At 45.4% G+C, this 20,580-nt stretch carries 12 protein-coding genes and 1 pseudogene; 11 read left to right on the top strand and 2 right to left on the bottom strand.

The genetic code is table 11. From position 1 onward, the window contains the following. Positions 1 to 227 precede the first annotated feature (227 nt). From J2X05_RS10925 to J2X05_RS10955, 8 genes and pseudogenes are all read left to right on the top strand, one after another. Positions 228 to 2,414 (top strand): type I secretion system permease/ATPase, encoded by a 2,187-nt coding sequence (locus tag J2X05_RS10925; protein ID WP_310072351.1) that lies wholly within the window; start codon positions 228 to 230, stop codon positions 2,412 to 2,414. Beyond that, a complete protein-coding gene (locus tag J2X05_RS10930) occupies positions 2,407 to 3,885 on the top strand; it encodes an HlyD family type I secretion periplasmic adaptor subunit (protein ID WP_310072353.1) in 1,479 nt (492 codons plus the stop codon). Before J2X05_RS10925 ends, J2X05_RS10930 begins: the two co-directional genes overlap by 8 nt. 115 nt (positions 3,886 to 4,000) lie before the next feature. Further along, positions 4,001 to 5,218: a glycosyltransferase family 4 protein gene (locus J2X05_RS10935; protein ID WP_310072355.1), complete on the top strand. Its 1,218-nt coding sequence runs from the start codon at positions 4,001 to 4,003 to the stop codon at positions 5,216 to 5,218. Between the two features lie 234 nt (positions 5,219 to 5,452). Further along, positions 5,453 to 5,515, top strand: a pseudogene (locus tag J2X05_RS21190) (hypothetical protein); the annotation flags it as partial. Between the two features lie 6 nt (positions 5,516 to 5,521). Further along, entirely contained in the window at positions 5,522 to 5,824 is a 303-nt protein-coding gene (locus J2X05_RS10940; protein WP_310072357.1) for a hypothetical protein, read from the top strand. A 54-nt stretch (positions 5,825 to 5,878) separates the two neighbouring features. Then, the gene (locus J2X05_RS10945; RefSeq protein ID WP_310072359.1) at positions 5,879 to 6,307 is read left to right on the top strand and encodes a hypothetical protein; all 429 of its coding nucleotides are present in this window, start codon (positions 5,879 to 5,881) and stop codon (positions 6,305 to 6,307) included. Positions 6,308 to 6,317: 10 nt separating this feature from the next. Further along, a complete protein-coding gene (locus J2X05_RS10950) occupies positions 6,318 to 14,180 on the top strand; it encodes an Ig-like domain-containing protein (RefSeq protein WP_310072360.1) in 7,863 nt (2,620 codons plus the stop codon). Positions 14,181 to 14,414: 234 nt separating this feature from the next. Then, the gene (locus tag J2X05_RS10955) at positions 14,415 to 16,043 is read left to right on the top strand and encodes an alkaline phosphatase family protein (protein ID WP_310072361.1); all 1,629 of its coding nucleotides are present in this window, start codon (positions 14,415 to 14,417) and stop codon (positions 16,041 to 16,043) included. On the opposite strand, the gene J2X05_RS10960 is transcribed toward J2X05_RS10955, so the two are convergent. Together J2X05_RS10960 and J2X05_RS10965 are read right to left on the bottom strand one after the other, a co-directional pair. Next, positions 16,040 to 16,843: a class I SAM-dependent methyltransferase gene (locus J2X05_RS10960; RefSeq protein WP_310072362.1), complete on the bottom strand. Its 804-nt coding sequence runs from the start codon at positions 16,841 to 16,843 to the stop codon at positions 16,040 to 16,042. The genes J2X05_RS10955 and J2X05_RS10960 overlap by 4 nt on opposite strands. Before the next feature lie 3 nt (positions 16,844 to 16,846). Beyond that, positions 16,847 to 17,899, bottom strand: a complete 1,053-nt coding sequence (locus tag J2X05_RS10965; RefSeq protein ID WP_310072365.1) for a glycosyltransferase family 4 protein — start codon at positions 17,897 to 17,899, stop codon at positions 16,847 to 16,849. A gap of 263 nt (positions 17,900 to 18,162) precedes the next feature. Here J2X05_RS10965 and ribA point away from each other — a divergent pair, with 263 nt between their 5' ends. The 3 genes from ribA to J2X05_RS10980 are packed head-to-tail and all read left to right on the top strand — an operon-like array spanning position 18,163 to position 20,568. Beyond that, complete coding sequence (gene ribA, locus J2X05_RS10970) at positions 18,163 to 18,816, top strand: GTP cyclohydrolase II (RefSeq protein ID WP_310072367.1); 654 nt, start codon at positions 18,163 to 18,165, stop codon at positions 18,814 to 18,816. Then, positions 18,794 to 19,507 carry a RibD family protein gene (locus J2X05_RS10975; RefSeq protein ID WP_310072368.1) on the top strand — a complete coding sequence of 238 codons (714 nt, stop codon included), beginning with the start codon at positions 18,794 to 18,796 and terminating at the stop codon, positions 19,505 to 19,507. The genes ribA and J2X05_RS10975 overlap by 23 nt, the downstream gene beginning before the upstream one ends. Continuing rightward, on the top strand, positions 19,504 to 20,568 hold the full coding sequence (locus J2X05_RS10980; RefSeq protein ID WP_310072369.1) for a zinc-dependent alcohol dehydrogenase: 1,065 nt from the start codon (positions 19,504 to 19,506) through the stop codon (positions 20,566 to 20,568). The genes J2X05_RS10975 and J2X05_RS10980 overlap by 4 nt, the downstream gene beginning before the upstream one ends. The last annotated feature ends 12 nt before the right edge of the window (positions 20,569 to 20,580 follow it).

Raw genomic sequence — 20,580 nt, forward strand, 5'->3', positions numbered from 1 at the left:
CTTATCGGTGTGTTGTACCCCATATAGGCATTCATACACCCAGATGGGAAAAAATAATTACTGTCGACGGGCGCACTTTGATGGATCGCGCTTCACCCGGTGAGGTTAAGCATTTGATATTGCATGTTGTCTTAAGCGACAAAAGTTTTAAATGCGGTTGTAATTAGAACCTTTCGTAATTAATATTGGCGCCGTTTTGATCATTGTCACTTACGGATAAATAAGCCATGGACACAGGTTTACAGTGCTTGGTAGCACTTGCAGGATTCCACCAGTTGCCCGCTGATGCGGCACAAATCTCCCACCAATTCGCAATACCCGGCCAACCCCTTGGCAACACCGAAATCCTCCGTGCTGCCAAAGCGCTTACCTTTAAAGCCAAACTTTTTACCTTCCCTCTCGCCAAATTAATCGGTTCGAGCTTGCCCGCTATCGCCAAAACCAAAGGCGGCGATTACATCATTCTCGCGCGTATTGCCGAAGAGAATGGCGTGCCGACGAAAGTGCTGGTGCAGGATTTACGTGAGCAAACGCCTAAAACATTAAGCGCAGATGAATTTAATTCGCTGTGGTCAGGCGAAGTAATTTTCCTGAGTCGTCGCCTCGGTATCCGTGAAAGCCTGCAACAAAAGTTTGATATCAGTTGGTTTATTCCTTCACTCATTAAATATCGCAAGCTGTTTGGCGAAGTGCTGATTGCCTCGTTCTTTTTGCAATTATTTGGCTTGATTACACCACTGTTGTTTCAGGTGGTGATGGATAAGGTATTGGTGCATCGCGGTTTCAGTACACTCGATGTGATTGCCTTTGCCTTTTTTGCGATTGCGATATTTGAAGCACTGCTCGGCGGTATTCGCAGTTACACCATGTCCCACACCACCAGCCGTGTTGATGTGGAATTGGGCTCGCGTTTATTCCATCACTTGATGGCCTTACCCATGGGCTATTTTGAAGCACGGCAAGTCGGGCAAAACGTTGCACGTGTACATGAGCTGGATACCATCCGTAATTTTATTACTGGCAGTGCACTCACGCTGATTCTGGATTTGGGTTTTACCATCGTGTTCCTATTGGTGATGTGGTATTACAGCTCCACGTTGTTTTTTGTCGTTGCTGCCACAATTCCCTGCTACATCCTCCTGTCTGTTTTTATCACACCTATTTTGCGTCATCGCCTGAATGAGAAATTCAAATACGGCGCCGCCAATACCGCCTTTCTCACCGAATCCGTTACTGGTGTTCAAACCGTAAAAGCCATGGCGGTAGAACCGCAAATGCAGCGCAAGTGGGAAGACCAGTTAGCCAATTATGTCAGCGCGTCTTTCCGCAGCCAAAATCTCGGCAATGTGGCGAATCAAATCGCTGGCCTGATTAATAAATTAATGACACTTGGCATTATCTGGTGGGGTGCTCATCTGGTGATTGGTGGTGAGCTTACGGTTGGTGAATTGATTGCCTTTAATATGCTGGCAGGCCGTGTGAGCGGGCCGATTTTAAAACTGGTGCAACTCTGGCAAGACTTCCAACAAGCGGGAATTTCCATTGAGCGTTTAGGCGATATCCTCAACACCCCACGTGAACCCGGCTACAACCCCAATCGTTCCACCTTGCCATCGATTGCCGGCGATGTGAGCTTTGAGCATGTGCGTTTTCGCTATCGACACGATGGCCCGGTAATTCTCGACGGCTTTAACCTGCAAGTAAAACCAGGCGAGATTATCGGCATTGTCGGTCGCTCCGGTTCCGGCAAAAGTACGCTCACCAAATTAATCCAGCGTTTGTATTTACCGGAAAGCGGCAGGGTATTGGTGGATGGTGTCGATCTAGCGATGGTGGATACCGCCTGGTTGCGGCGCAATATCGGTGTGGTGTTGCAAGAAAACTTTTTATTCAATCAAACTGTGCGAGAAAATATCGCACTCACTAACCCCGCTGCGCCCATGGAACACATTGTTGCCGTTGCTAAACTCGCGGGCGCCCATGAGTTTATTGTCGATCTCCCAGAAGCTTACGACACCATGGTCGGCGAGCAGGGCAGCAATCTCTCCGGTGGCCAACGCCAACGTTTGGCAATTGCACGCGCACTCTTAACCAATCCACGCATCCTGATTTTTGATGAAGCCACCAGTGCGCTGGACTATGAATCGGAACGGATTATTCAGGACAACATGGCCGAGATCTGCAAAGGCCGCACCGTATTTATCATCGCCCACCGCCTAAGTACGGTGCGGATTTGCAATCGCATTATTGTGATGAATAAAGGTCAGATCGTAGAGCAAGGCCCCCATGACGAGTTGCTGCAACTGCAAGGCTATTACGCCCAGTTGCACGGTTATCAACAACACAGCCCTCAACCGAAAAACACTTCAACTCATTCACACTCAAGCCCGAAGCTGGAGGTGGTCCATGACTAACTTTTTCCAGCAATTACTCGATGCCTGGCGTGACCGCGCCAAACTCGGCGATGGTTCCAAACACCAAAACCTTTCCGAATTTATGCCCGCTGCACTGGAGTTGCAGGAGTCGCCACCCAATCCGCTGGTGCGTTGGCTTGCCTGGGTATTGATTGCCTTATTTGTACTGACGCTGATCTGGGCCTGTATTGGCAAAGTGGATGTCGTCTCCAGTGCAGAAGGCAAAATTATTCCCGGCAGCCGCGTTAAACAAATCCAGCCACTCACCAAAGGCTTTGTGAAAGCGATTCATGTGAAAGAAGGACAGTTTGTGAATCAGGGGGATGCACTGATTGAATTGGATCGCACCATCACCGCCGCCGATCAAGCGCGCATGCAGCAGGAGTTACACAATGCCAGCCTCAACCTCGCCGGTGCAGAAGCGCTGCAATCGTTTCTGGTAAGCACCTCAGGTTCAACAACAGACGCAAGTACCAATACACATCAAAATACAAATAAAAATATAAAACCCACAACACAACCGAGCATGGCCACTGAAATCGAATTAAAAGTTCGTGCAGCTATCAAACCCTCTGAAACGGAAATACTGCTACACCAACAAAAAACCTGGGAGCAGTGGCAGCAATACCAGGCGCAACTAAGTAGTTTGCACAGCGGGCTTAAAAAAGTGCAAAGCGAAAAAATTGGCAATCAGGAAACCATTAAAAAGCTCCAGCAAACCCTGCCGATGATTACCAAACGGGCACGAGCATTGGAAAGCCTCTATGCCAAAAATATGGCTTCCGAGGCGGAATATTTGGAGCTGGAGCAACAGCGTATCGAGCGCGTGCAAGACCTCGCTGCACAACAACAAATGCAGCAGCAATTAAACGCGGCCATCAACGAAGCCCAACAACAAATCAACTCCCTCAAAGCTGATACCCTCGGCAAATTGCTCACCCAAATCGCCGACAGCCGCAACCAAATCGCCACCATCAGTGAAGAGCTGGTTAAAGCGACCGATATGAATGACAAACAAATCCTCTACGCTCCCGTATCCGGTTATGTGCAGCAGCTCGCCATCAACACCATCGGCGGTATCGTCACCGAAGCCCAAGAACTGATGATCATCGTGCCCGAAGAAGAAAGTCTTGAAGTACAAGTGATGCTCGGCAATCAGGATGTGGGTTTTGTACAAAAAGACATGGCCGCTGAAATCAAAGTCCACACCTTTCCGTTTACCAAATACGGTTTGATTGATGCGACCGTTACGCACATTTCCGATGATGCGATTATCGATGAAAAACTGGGGCTCGTTTACACCATGCATTTGAAAATGCACAAGAGCACGATTCGTGTGGAAGCCAAAGATGTGAAACTTATTCCGGGCATGGCCGTCACGGCGGAAGTGAAAACTACGCAGCGTAGGGTAATTGAATATTTCCTGTCACCGTTGCTTAGGTATAAGCAGGAAAGTATTCGTGAGCGGTAAGGTGCGCATACATCGTCATACCTGCGAAAGCAGGTATCCATGTTTCGTCATGCCCGCGAACGCGGGTATCCAGAAATATCGATTTTGTAGTAAGCGCTAAGGATCAGTTATTGCTATGAACGTACTATTTATCCACCAAAACTTTCCCGCCCAGTTTGTGCACTTGGCACCTGCATTAGCGGCAGATCCTAAAAATGATATTCGTGCGCTCACACCCAGCAATCGCCCATGTCCAGCTGGCGTAAAACTGCATACCTACAACATCAAACGTTCAAGCAGTAAAGACATACACCCCTGGCTTACCGATATGGAAACCAAAACCATACGAGCCGAAGCGGCATTTTGGGGCGCTATGCAATTAAAAAAAGAAGGCTTCATGCCCGATTTAATTATTGCCCACCCCGGTTGGGGCGAGAGCCTGTTTTTGAAAGATGTATGGCCACATGCAAAGCTCGCGCTTTACTGCGAGTTTTATTATCAGGCAGTGGGCGGTGATGTCGGCTTTGATCCGGAATTTTCAACACCGGAATTGGATATGGCCTGCCGTTTAAAACTTAAAAATGCCAACTTTGATTTGCATCTGCTACAAGCCGATGCCGGCATATCGCCCACGCACTACCAGCGCTCAACCTTCCCCAAACATTTCCAGGATAAAATTTCTGTAATACACGATGGCATAGACACCAGCCGCATCAAACCCGATCCTCACGTCACCATGCGGTTGAATGGAATGGAGCTGACGAAGAATGATGAGATCATCACCTTCGTAAACCGCAATCTGGAACCCATGCGCGGTTACCATGTTTTTATGCGTGCCTTACCGAAAATACTCAAAGAAAACCCAAAGGCGAGAGTGATTATTGTGGGTGGTGACGATGTGAGTTATGGCAGTAAGCCACCCGAGGGCACAACCTGGAAACAACTCTTTTTAAATGAAGTATGTGATCAGCTCGACTTAAGTCGTGTCCATTTTGTAGGAAGACTGCCATATCCAGATTTTATCCAGCTATTACAATTGTCCACCTTGCATGTGTACCTGACATATCCCTTTGTGTTGAGTTGGAGTTTGCTGGAAGCGATGAGTGCAGGTTGTGCGATTGTAGCGAGTGATACAGCGCCTGTGCGGGAAGTGATTAAGCATAATGAAACGGGGTTGTTGGTGGATTTTTTTGATGTAAAAGCAATTGCAGAGCAAGTAGATTTCTTATTAAAGAGTCAAGTAGAAAGGCAACGATTGGGCGAGATGGCAAGGGAACTTATTTTGCAGCAGTATGATCTTGAGAGGGTGTGTTTGCTTAAGCAAAAGTTGTGGGTAGAAAATATTTTTAATTGATTAGCTGTAGGCAAGTAATTGTGTTGTGGAAACTAATCTCTTTGGTTGGGAGTTGCTGCATAATTGAAGTAGAGCGCGGCTACCATTAATTGCTGCGTTTAAGTGCAATCCATAGGGGTTAAATAAGTATTGGTTTTTATCAACAAGTTGAATTAGGGGTGATTATGCGTAAATATTTTTTTGTTTTGCTGTTAATTTCTTCAGTTGCCGGTGCTAGTGATATTAAAAAAATGGGTGGACGCGAAGGGAAATGTTCATTACGGTGACAGGTCACCAGCAGGCCAGAATACGGAAAATTTGAAATTGGATAGTAATTCCAAAGTTGCCATTAAAATGGACAAGAATTTCCTGTTGGGTAAGTGGCGAACTGATTCGGTTGTTTATAATGGCCAAACGATACCATCAATGATATACAATTTTGACAAAACAACCTTCCGCGTGGAAGGAAAAACTGAGCAAGCAGTAATTTCCACATACTCGTACAGCAATGGTGTGATTACGGTAGCAATCGGAGCAATTTCGCAAAATTCTACGGTTGTAGATGATAATACAGTTAGCTATCCGGCAATTGGTTTAGGTAAGCAATTGCTTAACAGAGTGAAATGATCTTAAGGTTGCATTATATTTTAAGTATTAACCACAACAAAATGGAGTGAAGTTATGGCGTTTATTAATGAATACATATCCGAAGAGGATATAAAAAAATATGGAATTCGTGAGATTTGGGATCAGTTTCATCCGTTTAGTAAAAATGATTTGAATTTGCAAAAAAAACATAGCTGGACGGTTGATAAAGATAGGGGTGTTTTCTTTATTCCTGCAAAATCAGGAAAGGAAGAATATTCCAATCAAATTATTTGTATCTTATGGTGGAGAGGGACATATTTAAGTGTAACTTTACGAAAGTTTGGTTATCCAGAGTTACCTAAAAATACAATTCGTTGGGATTTTGAGGATGTATGGCGGCCTGAAGGATGTTCTATAACTGATGAAGAAATAAAGCCTGTGCTAATGGAGGCTTTACTCGTGTATGGCGCGAGAGGGGTTGAGAAACAACGTCCTGAGTTATTAGTTTCTTTTGGTTTTTAAGGAGAATGCCATGTCAATCACATTGGAACAAGCTAAATCAATAATTGAGGATAACAATTCTCGTCCAAAAACTCCTGAAGAGTTGCGCAATCTCATCAATCAAATAGATGTCGCAGGTTCTGGAAATGTAACAGTGCTTTATAGCGGCGGGTTTGGAGTCAATACTAGTGCAGAAGGAATTGCCATAGCTTTAGCTAACAGTGATTCAAACATCAGAATTGTTAATAATGTAGATGCAGCTAAGTTTTTAGATTACAAGAGTAACTCTACACTGCTTGAACTTTTTGATGCTTTTTGGAGTGGCGATGATGCTGATCCTGATATTCGGGGATCAGAAGCAAACAAATTTCTCTTCGATGTAAATTATGGTGGTGAATTAGGCGCTTGGGCTACAGTATCTAAAAACTTTGTATCATCGCCAGCAACAAGTGGCAATGTTCGGGTTATAGCTCCCTTTGCTGACCCTAATCGTGTCTTCGCTGAAGTTGAATTAAAGGAATTATTGAATAATCCAAATGTAAGTGAAGTTGATGGGAAGTCAAAAGCTGACTACCAGCGGCTTGCCGCTGATGCAAATACATCTGGGCGCAGCGGGCACTCAGTTGTGCTCTCAGCAATTGTTAATCACTCTGGGGAGTCCGTTTCAAGGTTGCAAATCCCTACGGATAAAGCAGGTGTTGTTCAAACAATCGATAAAACGCCTGTTGCCATTGGAACTGAGCATTATTTTAACGATCGGTCTATTGCTGGTCAGCCTATACCAGAGGGTATGACTGCCTCTAGCGCGACTAATGTGATCATCACAGCGCGCGGCGATGATAAAGTTGCAATACCCAAAAATATTGATCCTAACACCCATCTCGAAAATTCCCAGTTCGCTAACGAACAAATGAAAAATTATGCCAACGAACAAAAAGCTGCCGCAATAGCAGCTGGTGATTCAGTTGCGCTTGCAAAAGCAGAAAAAGCATTAAATAAATTAGGTATTGCAGGTGATGCAATCGCATTAGGCTTTGCAATAAATGAAGCCAATGCTGCCTATGACGCTGGCGATACAAATAAAGCTATAGATACCATGACCAAATGGGGCTTGGAGTTTAGCGGTGGCTTGGCAGGTGGGGTGGCTGCTGCTGCACTGGCAAGTTCAGTGTTGGCGCCAATGTATTTAATGGGGCCTGTGGGAATTGTCGTCGCGGGCGGACTTTCTTTCCTGGCAGGTATTGCAGGGGGAGTGCTGGGTGGTGATGCGTTTGTTAAAGTTTTTGGCAGTATGCTTGGTTTGGATGATTCCGAATTGCCTTCACCTCCGCCCCCTCCAGTTCCTGGCCCAACTCCCGCATCACCTCTGGTTTTAGATCTCGATGGTGATGGAATCGAACTTACCGGTATGGAGGCAGGCGTTTATTTTGACTTTCAATCCGACACGTTTAAAGAATTAACCGGCTGGGTTTCTGCTGATGATGGGCTGTTGGTATTAGACAGAAATAAAGATGGAATGATTAACACCGGGTACGAGTTGTTTGGTAATTCAACCGTCGCGCCCGTTGGTACGAGTGGATTGGAGACAAATGGATTTACAGCGCTGGCAAGGTTGGATGGTAATAGAGACGGTCATATCAATAGTACTGATAGGGGATTTAGCGACTTACGGGTATGGCGCGACCTGAATCAAAACGGCGAATCTGAAACCAATGAATTATTTGAACTGGATGCGGTTGGCATTAAAGATATTGGATTAGATTACACGAGTTACCCTGAACAAGTAGACCGACATGGCAATGTGCTGGATCAGGTCGGCAGCTATGAAACAACAAGCGGTAATTTTAGAAATATTACAGATGTATGGTTTGCAACAAACCCCACCATTTCGAAAGCGGAGATAAAGGATGTTCCACTGGATATTCGTTTGTTGCCGGATGCGGTAGGTTTTGGGAAATCACACTCGTTACACCAGGCAATGGTTCGCGATACGTCCGGAGCATTAAAGTTGCTGGTTAAGCAATTTGTAACTACCCCTTTGCGTAGTGAGCGCTTATTTTTTGCTGAACAAATAATATTTGCGTGGACTGGTCAGTTTGGAGCACTTTACGATCCTTATTATCAATCTCCTGTTGACAGTAGAAGAATTGTCGCCTTAGAGGCATTTTACGGTTATGCCGTGGATTCGCCAAAGGGATCGGGGCTGCAATATGCTCAAATGTATAATCAGTATTTTGCCGATTTAGTAGATACCGTATTTTATCAGCTGTCTTCTCAAGCACATCTTGCTCGCTTTTTTAATGAAATTACCTGGTCTACCGATAACATAACAAAAAAATCTACAGGTGATTTTTCAGGATTGTTTCCAGTATTACTGGAGTATGTGGCAACACATTCGGATACGGCAATGCCCATCATAGCAGATCTTATCCAAAGCATTAACGGTGTTAATCCTTATGATAATAAAAATATCACTACGTTAATCGCGCAATGGAACTTATTCAAATCATCTAACGATTTGTCTGATTATGAGCCCAGTGTCATCAATGCCATTACGAGTGGCATGTCATATGTGAGCCCTTTTCTTGAAAATGAATATGTGCAAAAAGTTTATGGCACTGCTGAGCAGGATGATCTTTATGGTCTTTTAGGCAATAGTAAAATATTTGCGGATGCAGGGGATGACATTTTAACGGGGAAAGAAGGGGATGATATTCTTTCTGGCGGGGCCGGAGATGATACTTACGTTTACAACAAAGGTGATGGTCTTGATTTAATCATCAATCTGGGCGACTCGAGCGATAGCGATATTATAAAATTTGGCAGTTCAATAATTCCAGATGATATAAAAGTGGAGCGCCTTGGTAGGGATTTGAATATTGTCATTGCATATCAAACTGACGAAATCAGAATAGCAAATTACTTTAGTTCTGATGCTGGAGACTCTATAAATGAAAATGCAATCAATCAAATTATGTTTTCAGGTGATGAAGTTTGGGATAGAGCGAAAATTAAATCAGAGCTTTTTACATACACAGATAGCAATGACAAAATTGTTGGATTTTCAGTCGATGATTTAATTATTGGTGGTGGCGGTAATGATAGTCTACTTGGGTTTGATGGGAATGACACAATTTATGGCGGTAAAGATTTTGACTTAATTGATGGTGGTGCTGGTGATGATGTTTTTGTTTTTGAATCTGGCGATGGCGTTGATGTAATCACAGATGTGAATGGATTTGATACTATTAAGTTGGGCTCTTCTATTGTTGAGAGTGATGTTAGTCTGCAACGTTTCGGCTCAAAGCTTGAGATAACATTTACGAGTGGAGATGAAATACGTGTTAACAATATGTTCAACTCAACTACTGGGGCGAAGAATGCAGACAGTGGTATAGAGCGCATCGAGTTTGCAAACGGAAATACCTGGGATCTTGCTCGTATTCAGCAGGCTGCAATCAAGGGTACTATCGGTACCGACCACATCAACGGATTCGATACCAATGACACTATAAATGGGGGCAAAGGCGATGACTATTTACAGGGTGCAGCTGGCAATGATGTCTATTTATTTAATTTAGGTGATGGGCGAGACGACATATACGATACCGGTGGTGTAGATATTATTAAATTTGGAGTTGGCATAACTAAGAATGATTTGAAATTTCATATCGATAGTGGTTACGTAGATATAAATATTGGCTCATCCGATTCCATTCATCTATCAGCCGTTGTTTCATCGGAAGGAATAATTACTCTTCCCAAGGTGGTGGAAAAAATAGAGTTTTTTGATGGTTCTTTTTTGGATGTAGAAGAAGCAATTCGAGAAAGTATCAACAACCCTTCAGTCTCCATGCATACATTCGATGCGGAATACTACTATGGGTTAGACTCAGGCGATGTTATGACCGGCTCTACAGGCGCTGATTACATTTACGCTCTGAATGGTAATGACACAATCCAATCGGGTTCTGGCCGCGATGTGATCCATGGTGGAAAAGGAAACGATGTATATAGATTTAATATTGGTGATGGGCCAGATTTTATCGAAACCGGTACGGGTTTCGATAGTATCGAATTAGGAGCCAATATTACTGAAGCGCAGGTAAGTATAGGCACAGGTTTAATCGATTCAAGCGATGTGGTTATCACCATTGATACAGGTGAAACAATCACTGTCTCTGGTATGTTTGATACAACCAAAAAGATATTTAAGTCTGATTACTCTATTGACAGCATTAAATTTTCTGGTGGCGCAATTTGGGATCAGCAAAAAATTCTCGAGGAGCTACTAAAATCGAAAATCGGTGTAACGATAGTTGGTACAGTTGATAATGATTTGTTCAGCGGCACTACACTCAACGATACTTTAACGGGGGGTGACGCTAATGATTTTCTAAATGGTGGAAACGGTAGTGATTCATTAACTGGCGATTCCGGGAATGATACGCTCATTGGAGAATACGGCGCTGACAAATTATTAGGGGGTAATGGTGATGATCATCTAAGGGGGGGTATGGGGTATGATTCGCTTGATGGTGGTGTTGGTAATGACATTTATTATATAGATCAGAGCGATGGCATAGATACTGTTGATGATAGTGGTGGCTTCGATATTCTCCGACTCGGAACAGGCATAACCGCAGCTTCAGTTACTGTTAAAACAGATGGATATAGGACAAGCATAAATTATGGAAGTAATAATTCAGTTGTCATTACCAATATGTTTGATTATGACGGCAACATTACCACGACTTCTATAGAATCAATTGAGTTTTCCGATGGTGAAATATGGAGCTTTGAAGATATCAAAGCTCATTTAAGTTACGCCTCCACGAAAAATAATGATGACCTTGTTGGATTTTCTGCGAACGATATCCTTGACGGTGGATTAGGAAATGACTATCTAAATGGACGCAAAGGCGATGACACATTGCTAGGTGGAAAGGGGAATGATGTCATTTACGGCGAAGATGGGAATGATATTTTAGTTGGCGGCTCGGGTAATGACCGATTATTTGGAGGTGCAGGAAGTAATAGCTACTTTTTTAACCTTGGTGATGGCTCAGATGCAATCACACTGGGTACTTACTTGAACACAATAATCCTTGGGGCAGGTATCGAGCCTGACAATGTTATTGTGCGTTCTAATGGTGATGGCTACTACCTGCACTTTAATGCCACCGACCAAATTTTTATATCCGGCTTCTCTAATAATTTCCAAGTTGAATTTTCTGAAGGAACAACTTGGTCTGTGTCCGAAGTGGAACGGCGGTCGATGCTCGGTACTGATGCGAATGATAACATTACCGGACCCTACAGATTTTATAGTGGTAGCCTTTATGGGTATGATGGCGATGACGTGCTGGAGATTTCTTATAATCGGATGGGGCTTTTAGATGGTGGCGCAGGCAATGATACATTAAAGGCATCCAATGGAAATGATTCCCTGCATGGTGGGATGGGCGATGACCTTATTGTTGGAGGTAACGGAGATGATGTATATACATTTTCACGCGGAGACGGTAAAGACAAGATAATTGACGAATCTGGTGATGATCGTATTGAATTTGGAGTTGGAGTTACAGTTAATGATTTGATTTTTACCAGAAACGGTTCAGATTTAATTCTTAGTATGAATACAGGGGACGAAATTAAGATATTTGATACTTTCAATCAAAACACTGGTAATTTTAATTTAACCCGTGCGATAGAGAGCATTCGCTTTGTAGATGGAACCAATTTGAATCAAGCGTGGATTATGCGTGAACTTTCCGGATTACCGCGAGATCTAATTGCCCCCCTTACTCCAACAGCAACATTTGACTCTGCTGGCCGCATCATTAGTGGTTTTGCCGAAGCAGGGAGTTTCATTACAGTTAAAAATGCTTATGGACATAGCATTGGAATTGTGCAAGCTAATTTATCCAATGGCTCGTTTTCTATTGACACGGGTAGTTATTTTTTAAATTTCCAGGCTTTTACTCTAACTTCTGCTGATGAGGTCGGAAATATTTCTAATGAGTTGACGCTGCATGCGCCAGATGTTACGCCGCCAGACCAACCTACAGCTACTTTTAACTCAACAGGAACAGTGATAGAGGGGCTTGCTGAAGCGGGCAGTCTTGTCATCATTAAAAACAACGCCAATATTGAGATTGGTTCAGCCCTAGCAGACTCCGTATCAGGGGCATTCAGCATGGAATTATTCCCTGCATTGACAAACAGGGAATCCGTCAGTGTTATTGCGCAAGATATTTCTGGAAATTCATCCTCCGCAATATTAATAAAGGCACCGGACTTGACTCCCCCGCCGCAACCTACCGCAGAATTTAATGCTACGGGCAAGGTTATAACGGGTATTGCTGAAGCTGGTAGCACAGTTGTTGTTAAAAATAGTACCAATAGTGTTACGTTAAAGTCGGTGGTTGCTGATGCTACGACTGGTGCTTATTCAATTACTCTGACCACAGCGCTAATCAATAAAGAAACGGTAAATGTGACGGCAAAAGATGCGGCAGGAAATATTTCGGCAATCAAAGCCATTATTGCCCCTGACAAAACAGCGCCAACAATCCCCACTGCGAGTTTCGACCCAACAGGAAAAATCATTACCGGTGTGGCTGAAGCAGGTAGTACAGTTAGCGTTAAAAATGCGGGTGGCACGGAATTGAAAACAGCCGTAGCAAACGCAACAACTGGTGCTTATACAATTACGCTGACCACAGCACTAATCAATAAAGAAACGGTAAACGTGACGGCAAAAGATGCAGCAGGAAATATCTCCGCAATCAAAGCCATTATTGCACCTGATAAAACGGCGCCAACAATTCCTACTGCGAGTTTCGATCCGACAGGAAAAGTCATTACCGGTGTGGCTGAAGCAGGCAGTACAGTCAGTGTTACAAATGCGGGCGGCACGGTATTAAAAACGGCCGTAGCAAACGCAACAACCGGTGCTTATACCATTACGCTCACCACAGCGCTAATCAATAAGGAAACGGTGAACGTTACTGCAAAAGATACCGCAGGAAATATCTCTGCCATCAGAGCCATTATTGCACCGGATAAAACAGCGCCAACAATTCCTACTGCGAGTTTCGATCCGACAGGAAAAATCATAACCGGCGTGGCTGAAGCAGGTAGTACAGTTAGTATTAAAAATGCAGCTGGTACTGAATTAAAAACAGCTATTGCAAACGCAACAACTGGTGCTTACACGATTACGCTGACCACAGCGCTAATCAATAAAGAAACCGTTAACGTTACTGCCAAAGATGCAGCTGGAAATATTTCGGCAATAAAAGCTATCGTTGCACCGGATAAAACAGCGCCCTTAGCGCCGACAGCTAGTATTGATACTTCCCGTAAAATCATTACGGGTACTGCGGAGCCGGGTAGTGTGGTTGAGGTAAAAAACACCGCGGGTACAAAGTTGGGTCAATTTACGGCTCACGCAACAACTGGGGCCTACACCATCACTTTAGGGACCGCACTAGCCATCAATCAAACGGTAAATGTTACAGCGAAAGATGCAGCGGGTAATGTTTCTCCAATTAGACCTGTGGTTGCTCCCGCCATGGCAAATAAAATGTTGGCTAGGCCCCAGTTTGCTAACAATCTTGGAATTCTCGAAACGGTCGCTGCTTACGCAATTGAAAAGGCATCATTGGCTGCTTTTGGTAATCATACAGAGACGGTTATTGCCAGTGCCACATCAGATTCCTTTGCTGCAACTCTGCCAGACAATAGAGATCGGTACATATCGGGCAATGTTGATATTAATGCATTGATTCAGGCTATGGCGTCATTCGAGCCAGCCGTTGGAGTGGATATGCGTAATCGCATAGCTTCTGTTGATCAGCATCAGGTTATACTTGCTACTAGTAGTTAAATCTTGGTTATTATGTCCGGCGAAAATATCAATTATCGATATGAGTAGCCGGATGTAAGTTCTTATTTTCTAATGTAGTTTCTTCTCGAAAAACTTTCTATAGATTGCATCATTACTATAGCGGTAAATATAAAAGAGTATTTTCAATCATCAACATTTATACTGCATTGGCGCCGACTAAGCCGGTGGGCAGAATAATGTCAATTAATACTCACATTTATAATGAATAATTCCATGTTAGTTTCACGGTATTGCTCTGCAATTGTCAGTGTGTTTGCGTTACTGCTGGTGATCCTTACCTTGGTTATCCCCAATCGCCTCACTGATATTCACTTTTCATCCTTTCTGTTTTTTCCACTTGAATTATTGCTTGTCGGTCTTTTGCTATTGCTGCCTGGTCTTATCGGCTTGGTTGTGCGTTGGGTGATGGCTGCACTCCTGGCATTGGGAGCCATTTTTAAATGTGCGGATATGGCGACTTTCAAGGTGTTTGCGCGGCCGTTTAATCCGGTATTTGATGGCTATTTATTTGCTAACGGGATGAATTTGCTTAATGGGGCAATTGGTAAGGCTGGGGCATTGTTAGTAGCAGTGTTGCTGGCGCTGCTGGTGCTGGCAATTATCGCAGGTGCTTTCTGGGTGTTGGGGCGGGCACAAAGAGTGTTGTGTGTTTCAGTGCGCAAGTCTGCGATCTTGTTAGTGGGTGGGTTGGCGCTCTGGTCAGTATTGTTTTTTGTTGAATATCCGCGCGTATCAGTCGGGTTCTATCAACACTTGGCCGCGCATGCCCGCGATATTCTTGTTACTGCAACAGATATCAAATCATTTAATGCGCAGTTGGCTAGGGTTGATGAGGTTGCCCGCACTGATGCAAATTTATTTGGTCTCTTGCGCGGCAAAAATGTGCTGGTGATATTTGTTGAATCCTATGGCCGCACGGTGTTGGATAATCCTGAATTTGCGCCGCAGATCAGTCCCTTGCTGGAGCGCACCACGGGTGAGTTAGCGGAGAAAGGTTTTGCAGTGCGCAGCGGTTTTTTAACCTCGCCGACGGTGGGTGGGTTAAGTTGGCTTGCACATGGCACTGCTATGTCGGGCTTGTGGATTGATAACCAAATTCGCTACAACAGTTTAATGATCAGCGAGCGGCCATCGCTCAACAGTTTATTTAACCAAGCGGGTTGGCGGACTGTAGCGGTGATGCCTGCAATTACCATGGATTGGCCAGAGGGAAATTATTACGGTTATGAGCATATTTACGATGCGCATAATCTTGGTTACCAGGGCAAACCTTTTAATTGGGTCACCATGCCCGATCAATTCACTCTCGCCGCGTTTCATGCGCGTGAGCTTGCCAAGCCCGCTATTGAATTGGCGCATACACCGGTAATGGCAGAAATTGCCTTGATTTCATCCCATGCCCCCTGGACACCTGTTCCGCAATTAATCGATTGGCATTCTGTTGGCGATGGCTCTGTGTTTAATGAGCAAGCGATAAGTGGTGATAGCCCGGAAGAAGTTTGGAAAGATAGCGTGCGCATTCGTTTGCAATTTCGTTTATCGATTGAATATGCGCTGCAAACCATTGCGTCTTATGTCATGAATTATGGCGATGATAATTTGGTGCTGCTGGTGTTGGGTGATCATCAGCCCGCGCCTATTGTGACGGGTGATAGTGGTCACCTGACAAGCAGCGCGCGCGATGTACCAATCCATTTAATTGCGCGCGATCCGAAGGTGATAGACGCGGTAGCGCATTGGCAATGGACGCCGGGAATGTTGCCCGCGGCCGATGCGCCTGTGTGGCGCATGGATGAGTTGCGCAATAGATTAATAGAGACTTTTTCACTGCCCGCGCATTAGCGCGGCAGCGCCAATAAATCCCAATGTCCAATGGTGCAATTACCCTCTGCAATATTGGTAAGCCGAAATTTTTTCCAATCGTCCAGCTCGCTTTCTGTTAAACCATAATGTTCATTGACTGCTGCGGTAATACCATTAATTAATTCGTTTAGCATGGGTTGGTCTTTTGCTCCCAGTTGCCAGGGGCTGGGTTTGATCGTGACCGTATAGCCTTTGTTTTCCAGCGCTTTCTGCAAATACCCGGTGCAAGCGGAGCCAAGTGCAGGCCCAAAACCTTTATCGCGGCGTTGGTCCTGATTAAATGCGGCCAACACTTTTTCATCGAGCGGATGTGCCGGTGTCCATGTGGTGGTGCCATCATAATTCAGCGCTGCGTAGACGGCGGTTTTGCGTGCATCGAGTCGATCGATCAATGCATCAATAAATGCAGCTGATGTGAGATCAAATAAAGCCGAGGCAGAAACTATATGCGTACCTGTGAGTGGCAGTTCACCCACAATGTTCAAATCCGCCTGATAATCTTCAATTAAATATTGTTTGCCATGGCGGCGCAGGGCTTCATCCAATAATTTTCCGTCCAGGTCCACCAGTCGCCACACAATATTGTTTGCGCCCAATTTAGTCAGTGCACGCAAGCTGGAGCCAGTACCTGCACCCAGGTCAACAATAATGCGGTCGGGTGATACAGGGTCAGTTGCCTGGCCAAGCCATTCCAGCGCTTGTGTTGCCAGTGTTTTATCGCGCGCGGCAAAATCTGCGCCTTCACGTAAATCCAGCCATGCGATTGAAAAACTACTCATTGGTTACTCACTTTTTCTGTTCGTTTGATTAATCAGGTGTGCGACTACTGCCGCTGTATCTTTCCAGTTTGGGAGATGGTGTGCAGCAGCTTGTGCGCCGGTTTGGAATTGTTTGCGCAAGGATGTGTCGGCCAATAATTTATGCAGCGCATCTGTGAGCGCAATCAAATCATCTGGTGCAACTAAAATACCGGCGCTATCGGGCACAACCGCAGGTACTGCACCGGTGCGCGCGGCCACAATGGGTAAACCAAAGCTCAGCGCTTCCGCAAACGCCATCCCATAGCCTTCAAATAATGATGGCAGCACAAACAGATCGGCATTGGCATATTCGCTGGCTGAATCGGCCACATTGCCGACAAACAGGATGCGCTCTTTCAACCCGTAAGTGGCCACTTTATTTTTTAACAGTGCAACCCATGCAGGATCAAAATCCATTCCGCCGATAAAACGCGCACGCCAATTGAGATGTTTAGTTCTGGCGAGTGCATCGATCAAGAGATCGTGTGCTTTGCGGCGGGTCAGTGTTGCCAGAGTTAACAGTACCGGCGGATTGCCATTGCAGGGCGCAAATGTTTGTGGGTCAGTGCCTGGCAGTGCAACAACAATTTTTGTGGCGGGAATCGCAAATTGTTCGATGAGAATTTTACCGGTCATATGGCTGGTGACTATCACCGCTTTTGCCGCATTAAGCGCGCGTTGCTCTGCTAAAAAAAGTTGCTGCATTTGCGCAGTCGATAAACCTGCTTCCAGCATCAGTGGGTGATGGCAGAGTGCAATAATATTCAAACGTGCTGCATGTTGTGTAGCAATAGTGTCCATGACCCCGAAGGCAAGGCCATCAGCAATCACTATGGCTTGGTCGGGCAGGGCAGCAAATTGCGCGGCAGCATCGGCGAGCGCTTCTGCATCGGGTACCGGGAAGCGATTGGATAAGTGGAGATGTTCAATCTTGTGACCCAGTACGCGCAACTCTGCGATCAATCGTCTGTCATAGGAATAACCACCGGTCAAGGTGTTGATATCGCCAGGGATTGCAAAAAAAAGTTCAGCCATTACCGCAACGCTCGTTGAATTTTTTTAGTTAAGCAAAGCCGCACAATTCTCTACCAGTGCCGGGTGTATTGCCAGTAAATTAACTGTCTGGATTTGGCCATTTATCAGCAAAAATAAACACTTGCCTGTTGAATTATGAGCATAAAAAGCAGTGTTGTGCGCAGATCAATACTAATCGGGAACTTGCCTTGCCTATTGCGATACTGAGCCGTAAGATCGCGGCCTGCGTATAGATATTACCTTTCACATTGAAGATGTTGTGTATGTCAAAACCATCTGTTACTCGCACTGCAGCCGCTCGAATTCCCACTCGTTACGGGGATTTCCAATTGTGTTACTACACCAATACCTTGGACAATAAAGAGCATCTGGCTTTTTATATGGGGGATCTGGCCCAGGCAGAGGCTGTGTTGGCTCGCGTCCATTCAGAATGTTTTACCGGTGATGTGCTGGGTTCATTGCGCTGTGACTGCGGTGAGCAATTGGATCGCGCATTGGCGTTGGTTGCAAGCGAAGGATTGGGTGTGGTGATTTACCTGCGTCAGGAAGGGCGCGGTATTGGCCTTGAGCAAAAGTTGCTGGCGTACAATTTACAAGACCAGGGTTACGATACAGTTGACGCCAACCTGATGTTGGGTCATGGTGCTGACGAGCGAAGCTACTCGCTAGCAGCTTGCATTCTCGACGATTTGGGTGTGCAATCAGTTCGCTTGATGACCAATAATCCTGCCAAGATCAACGCCTTGCAGGCCGAAGGCATCAAGGTGGTTGCGCGTGTCCCGCTGGAGATTGCAGTTAACGCTGAAAATCAGGGGTATATGATCACCAAGGCCAAACGTATGGATCATCTTTTGTTTAGCAAGCCGTTTGTTTCATCCCATCACAGTGATTTGCATGAACCTCAACCAACGAATTGAAGACTGGCTGTCCGATAATAAAAACGCTTTTCGTTCGCTCGACCGGCCCTTTGTTACCCTTAGTTATGCGCAGAGCCTCGATGGCAGTATTGCGTTGCGCTGCGATGAGCCGCTTGCATTGAGCGGAGAGGAATCACTGCGATTAACCCATCAATTGCGTAGCATGCATGACGGCATTTTAGTCGGCATAGGCACTGTATTGAGTGATGATCCTCAGCTCACCGTGCGTCATTGGATTGGTCACAATCCACAGCCGATCGTGTTGGATAGCCAACTGCGTATTCCTGCAAAAGCGCGATTGTGCTGCCTACCCGATAAACGCTGCTGGGTGTTAACCACCGTTGATGATCAGGGCACGGTGATTGAAGGTTTGGAAATTACCGCGCTGGAAGGCAATGCGGATGGTCAAGTATGTTTGCAGCGCGCGTTGAAATTATTGGTGCACCGCGGTATTAAAAGTTTGATGGTGGAAGGTGGTGCAAGTGTTATCAGCGCATTTTTAAAGGCGCGCCTGGTAGATGCATTAGTGCTCACCATCAGCCCCCAATTTGTCGGCGGTTATAAGGCCGTGAATGATTTGGGTAAAGCATCGCGCTGCGCATTACCCAAACTAAAACCGTTTTTCTCCGAGCGGTTGGGTGATGATCTGATCGTGTGGGGTAATTTGGATTATGGTGATTACGCAGCATGACGAATACGCTTATCAAACAACACTCAGTGCATGCGCAACAACTTTGGTTTACCGGTGTTGAACAGGTTGAAGTGCGAGGGCACATTTTTGCTGCACCTCGTGCAGATGAGTTACTGGTTGAGGTGGAGTGCTCGGCGATCAGTGCTGGAACAGAAATGTTGGTGTATCGCGGGCAAATCCCCAATGATATGGCGCTTGATGCGACTATCACCGCGTTGCAAGATCAACAGCAATATCCACTGCAATACGGCTACGCCAGCGTCGGAATTGTGAAAACCATTGGTACTAATGTCGATACCAAATGGCTTGGTCAGCGCGTATTTGCGTTTCAACCCCACTCCAGTCATTTCATCGCCACACCTGCAAACCTTATCCCTGTTCCTGCCGATATCGCAGCGGAAGATGCCGTATTTTTGCCCAATATGGAAACCGCGGTAAATTTGATTCAAGACGGCAGCCCTGCGTTAGGTGAACGTGTTGTGGTATTGGGACAGGGGGTTGTGGGTTTGTTAGCCACGCATTTACTAACACAATTTCCTTTGGCAGACTTGCTTTGCGTTGATGCGATTCCGTTGCGTCGTGAACGTGCCCTGCAACTCGGTGTAAACAAGGTGTTTGACCCATTTTCAACGGCAGATATCAGCGCGCTTAAACAACAATTAACTGCTGCGGAAAATGTTAAAGGTGCTGATCTTATTTATGAAGTAAGCGGCGCGCCTGATGCATTAAACCTTGCCATTGCACTCAGCGGATTTTCCAGCCGGATCGTTATCGGCAGCTGGTATGGCAATAAAGCTGCGACAATTGCATTAGGTGGTGATGCGCATCGCAACCGGTTAAAAATTACTACAAGCCAGGTCAGCAGTCTTGCGCCGGAATTAAGTGGCCGCTGGGATAAAACCCGCCGTTTTGAAATGAGCTGGCACATGTTGCGCAATCTGCGCCCCAGTCAATTAATCACCCATCGCGTCCCACTCAGTGATGCGCCAGCACTTTATCAACGTCTTCATCAATCGCCGGCAGAGATACTTCAAGCCATATTTTCTTATTCAAACGCTTAATTTTCCTTCAAT

This window comes from Cellvibrio fibrivorans, from assembly GCF_031457055.1.
GTDB classification, from domain to species: domain Bacteria; phylum Pseudomonadota; class Gammaproteobacteria; order Pseudomonadales; family Cellvibrionaceae; genus Cellvibrio; species Cellvibrio fibrivorans.

Excerpts from the sequence above, each read along its gene's own strand:
- J2X05_RS10925 (WP_310072351.1), top strand. The coding sequence starts at position 228 with ATGGACACAGGTTTACAGTGCTTGGTAGCACTTGCAGGATTCCACCAG.
- J2X05_RS10930 (WP_310072353.1), top strand. The coding sequence starts at position 2,407 with ATGACTAACTTTTTCCAGCAATTACTCGATGCCTGGCGTGACCGCGCC.
- J2X05_RS10935 (WP_310072355.1), top strand. The coding sequence starts at position 4,001 with ATGAACGTACTATTTATCCACCAAAACTTTCCCGCCCAGTTTGTGCAC.
- J2X05_RS10945 (WP_310072359.1), top strand. The coding sequence starts at position 5,879 with ATGGCGTTTATTAATGAATACATATCCGAAGAGGATATAAAAAAATAT.
- J2X05_RS10950 (WP_310072360.1), top strand. The coding sequence starts at position 6,318 with ATGTCAATCACATTGGAACAAGCTAAATCAATAATTGAGGATAACAAT.
- J2X05_RS10955 (WP_310072361.1), top strand. The coding sequence starts at position 14,415 with ATGTTAGTTTCACGGTATTGCTCTGCAATTGTCAGTGTGTTTGCGTTA.
- J2X05_RS10960 (WP_310072362.1), bottom strand. The coding sequence starts at position 16,843 with ATGAGTAGTTTTTCAATCGCATGGCTGGATTTACGTGAAGGCGCAGAT.
- J2X05_RS10965 (WP_310072365.1), bottom strand. The coding sequence starts at position 17,899 with ATGGCTGAACTTTTTTTTGCAATCCCTGGCGATATCAACACCTTGACC.
- ribA (WP_310072367.1), top strand. The coding sequence starts at position 18,163 with ATGTCAAAACCATCTGTTACTCGCACTGCAGCCGCTCGAATTCCCACT.
- J2X05_RS10975 (WP_310072368.1), top strand. The coding sequence starts at position 18,794 with ATGAACCTCAACCAACGAATTGAAGACTGGCTGTCCGATAATAAAAAC.
- J2X05_RS10980 (WP_310072369.1), top strand. The coding sequence starts at position 19,504 with ATGACGAATACGCTTATCAAACAACACTCAGTGCATGCGCAACAACTT.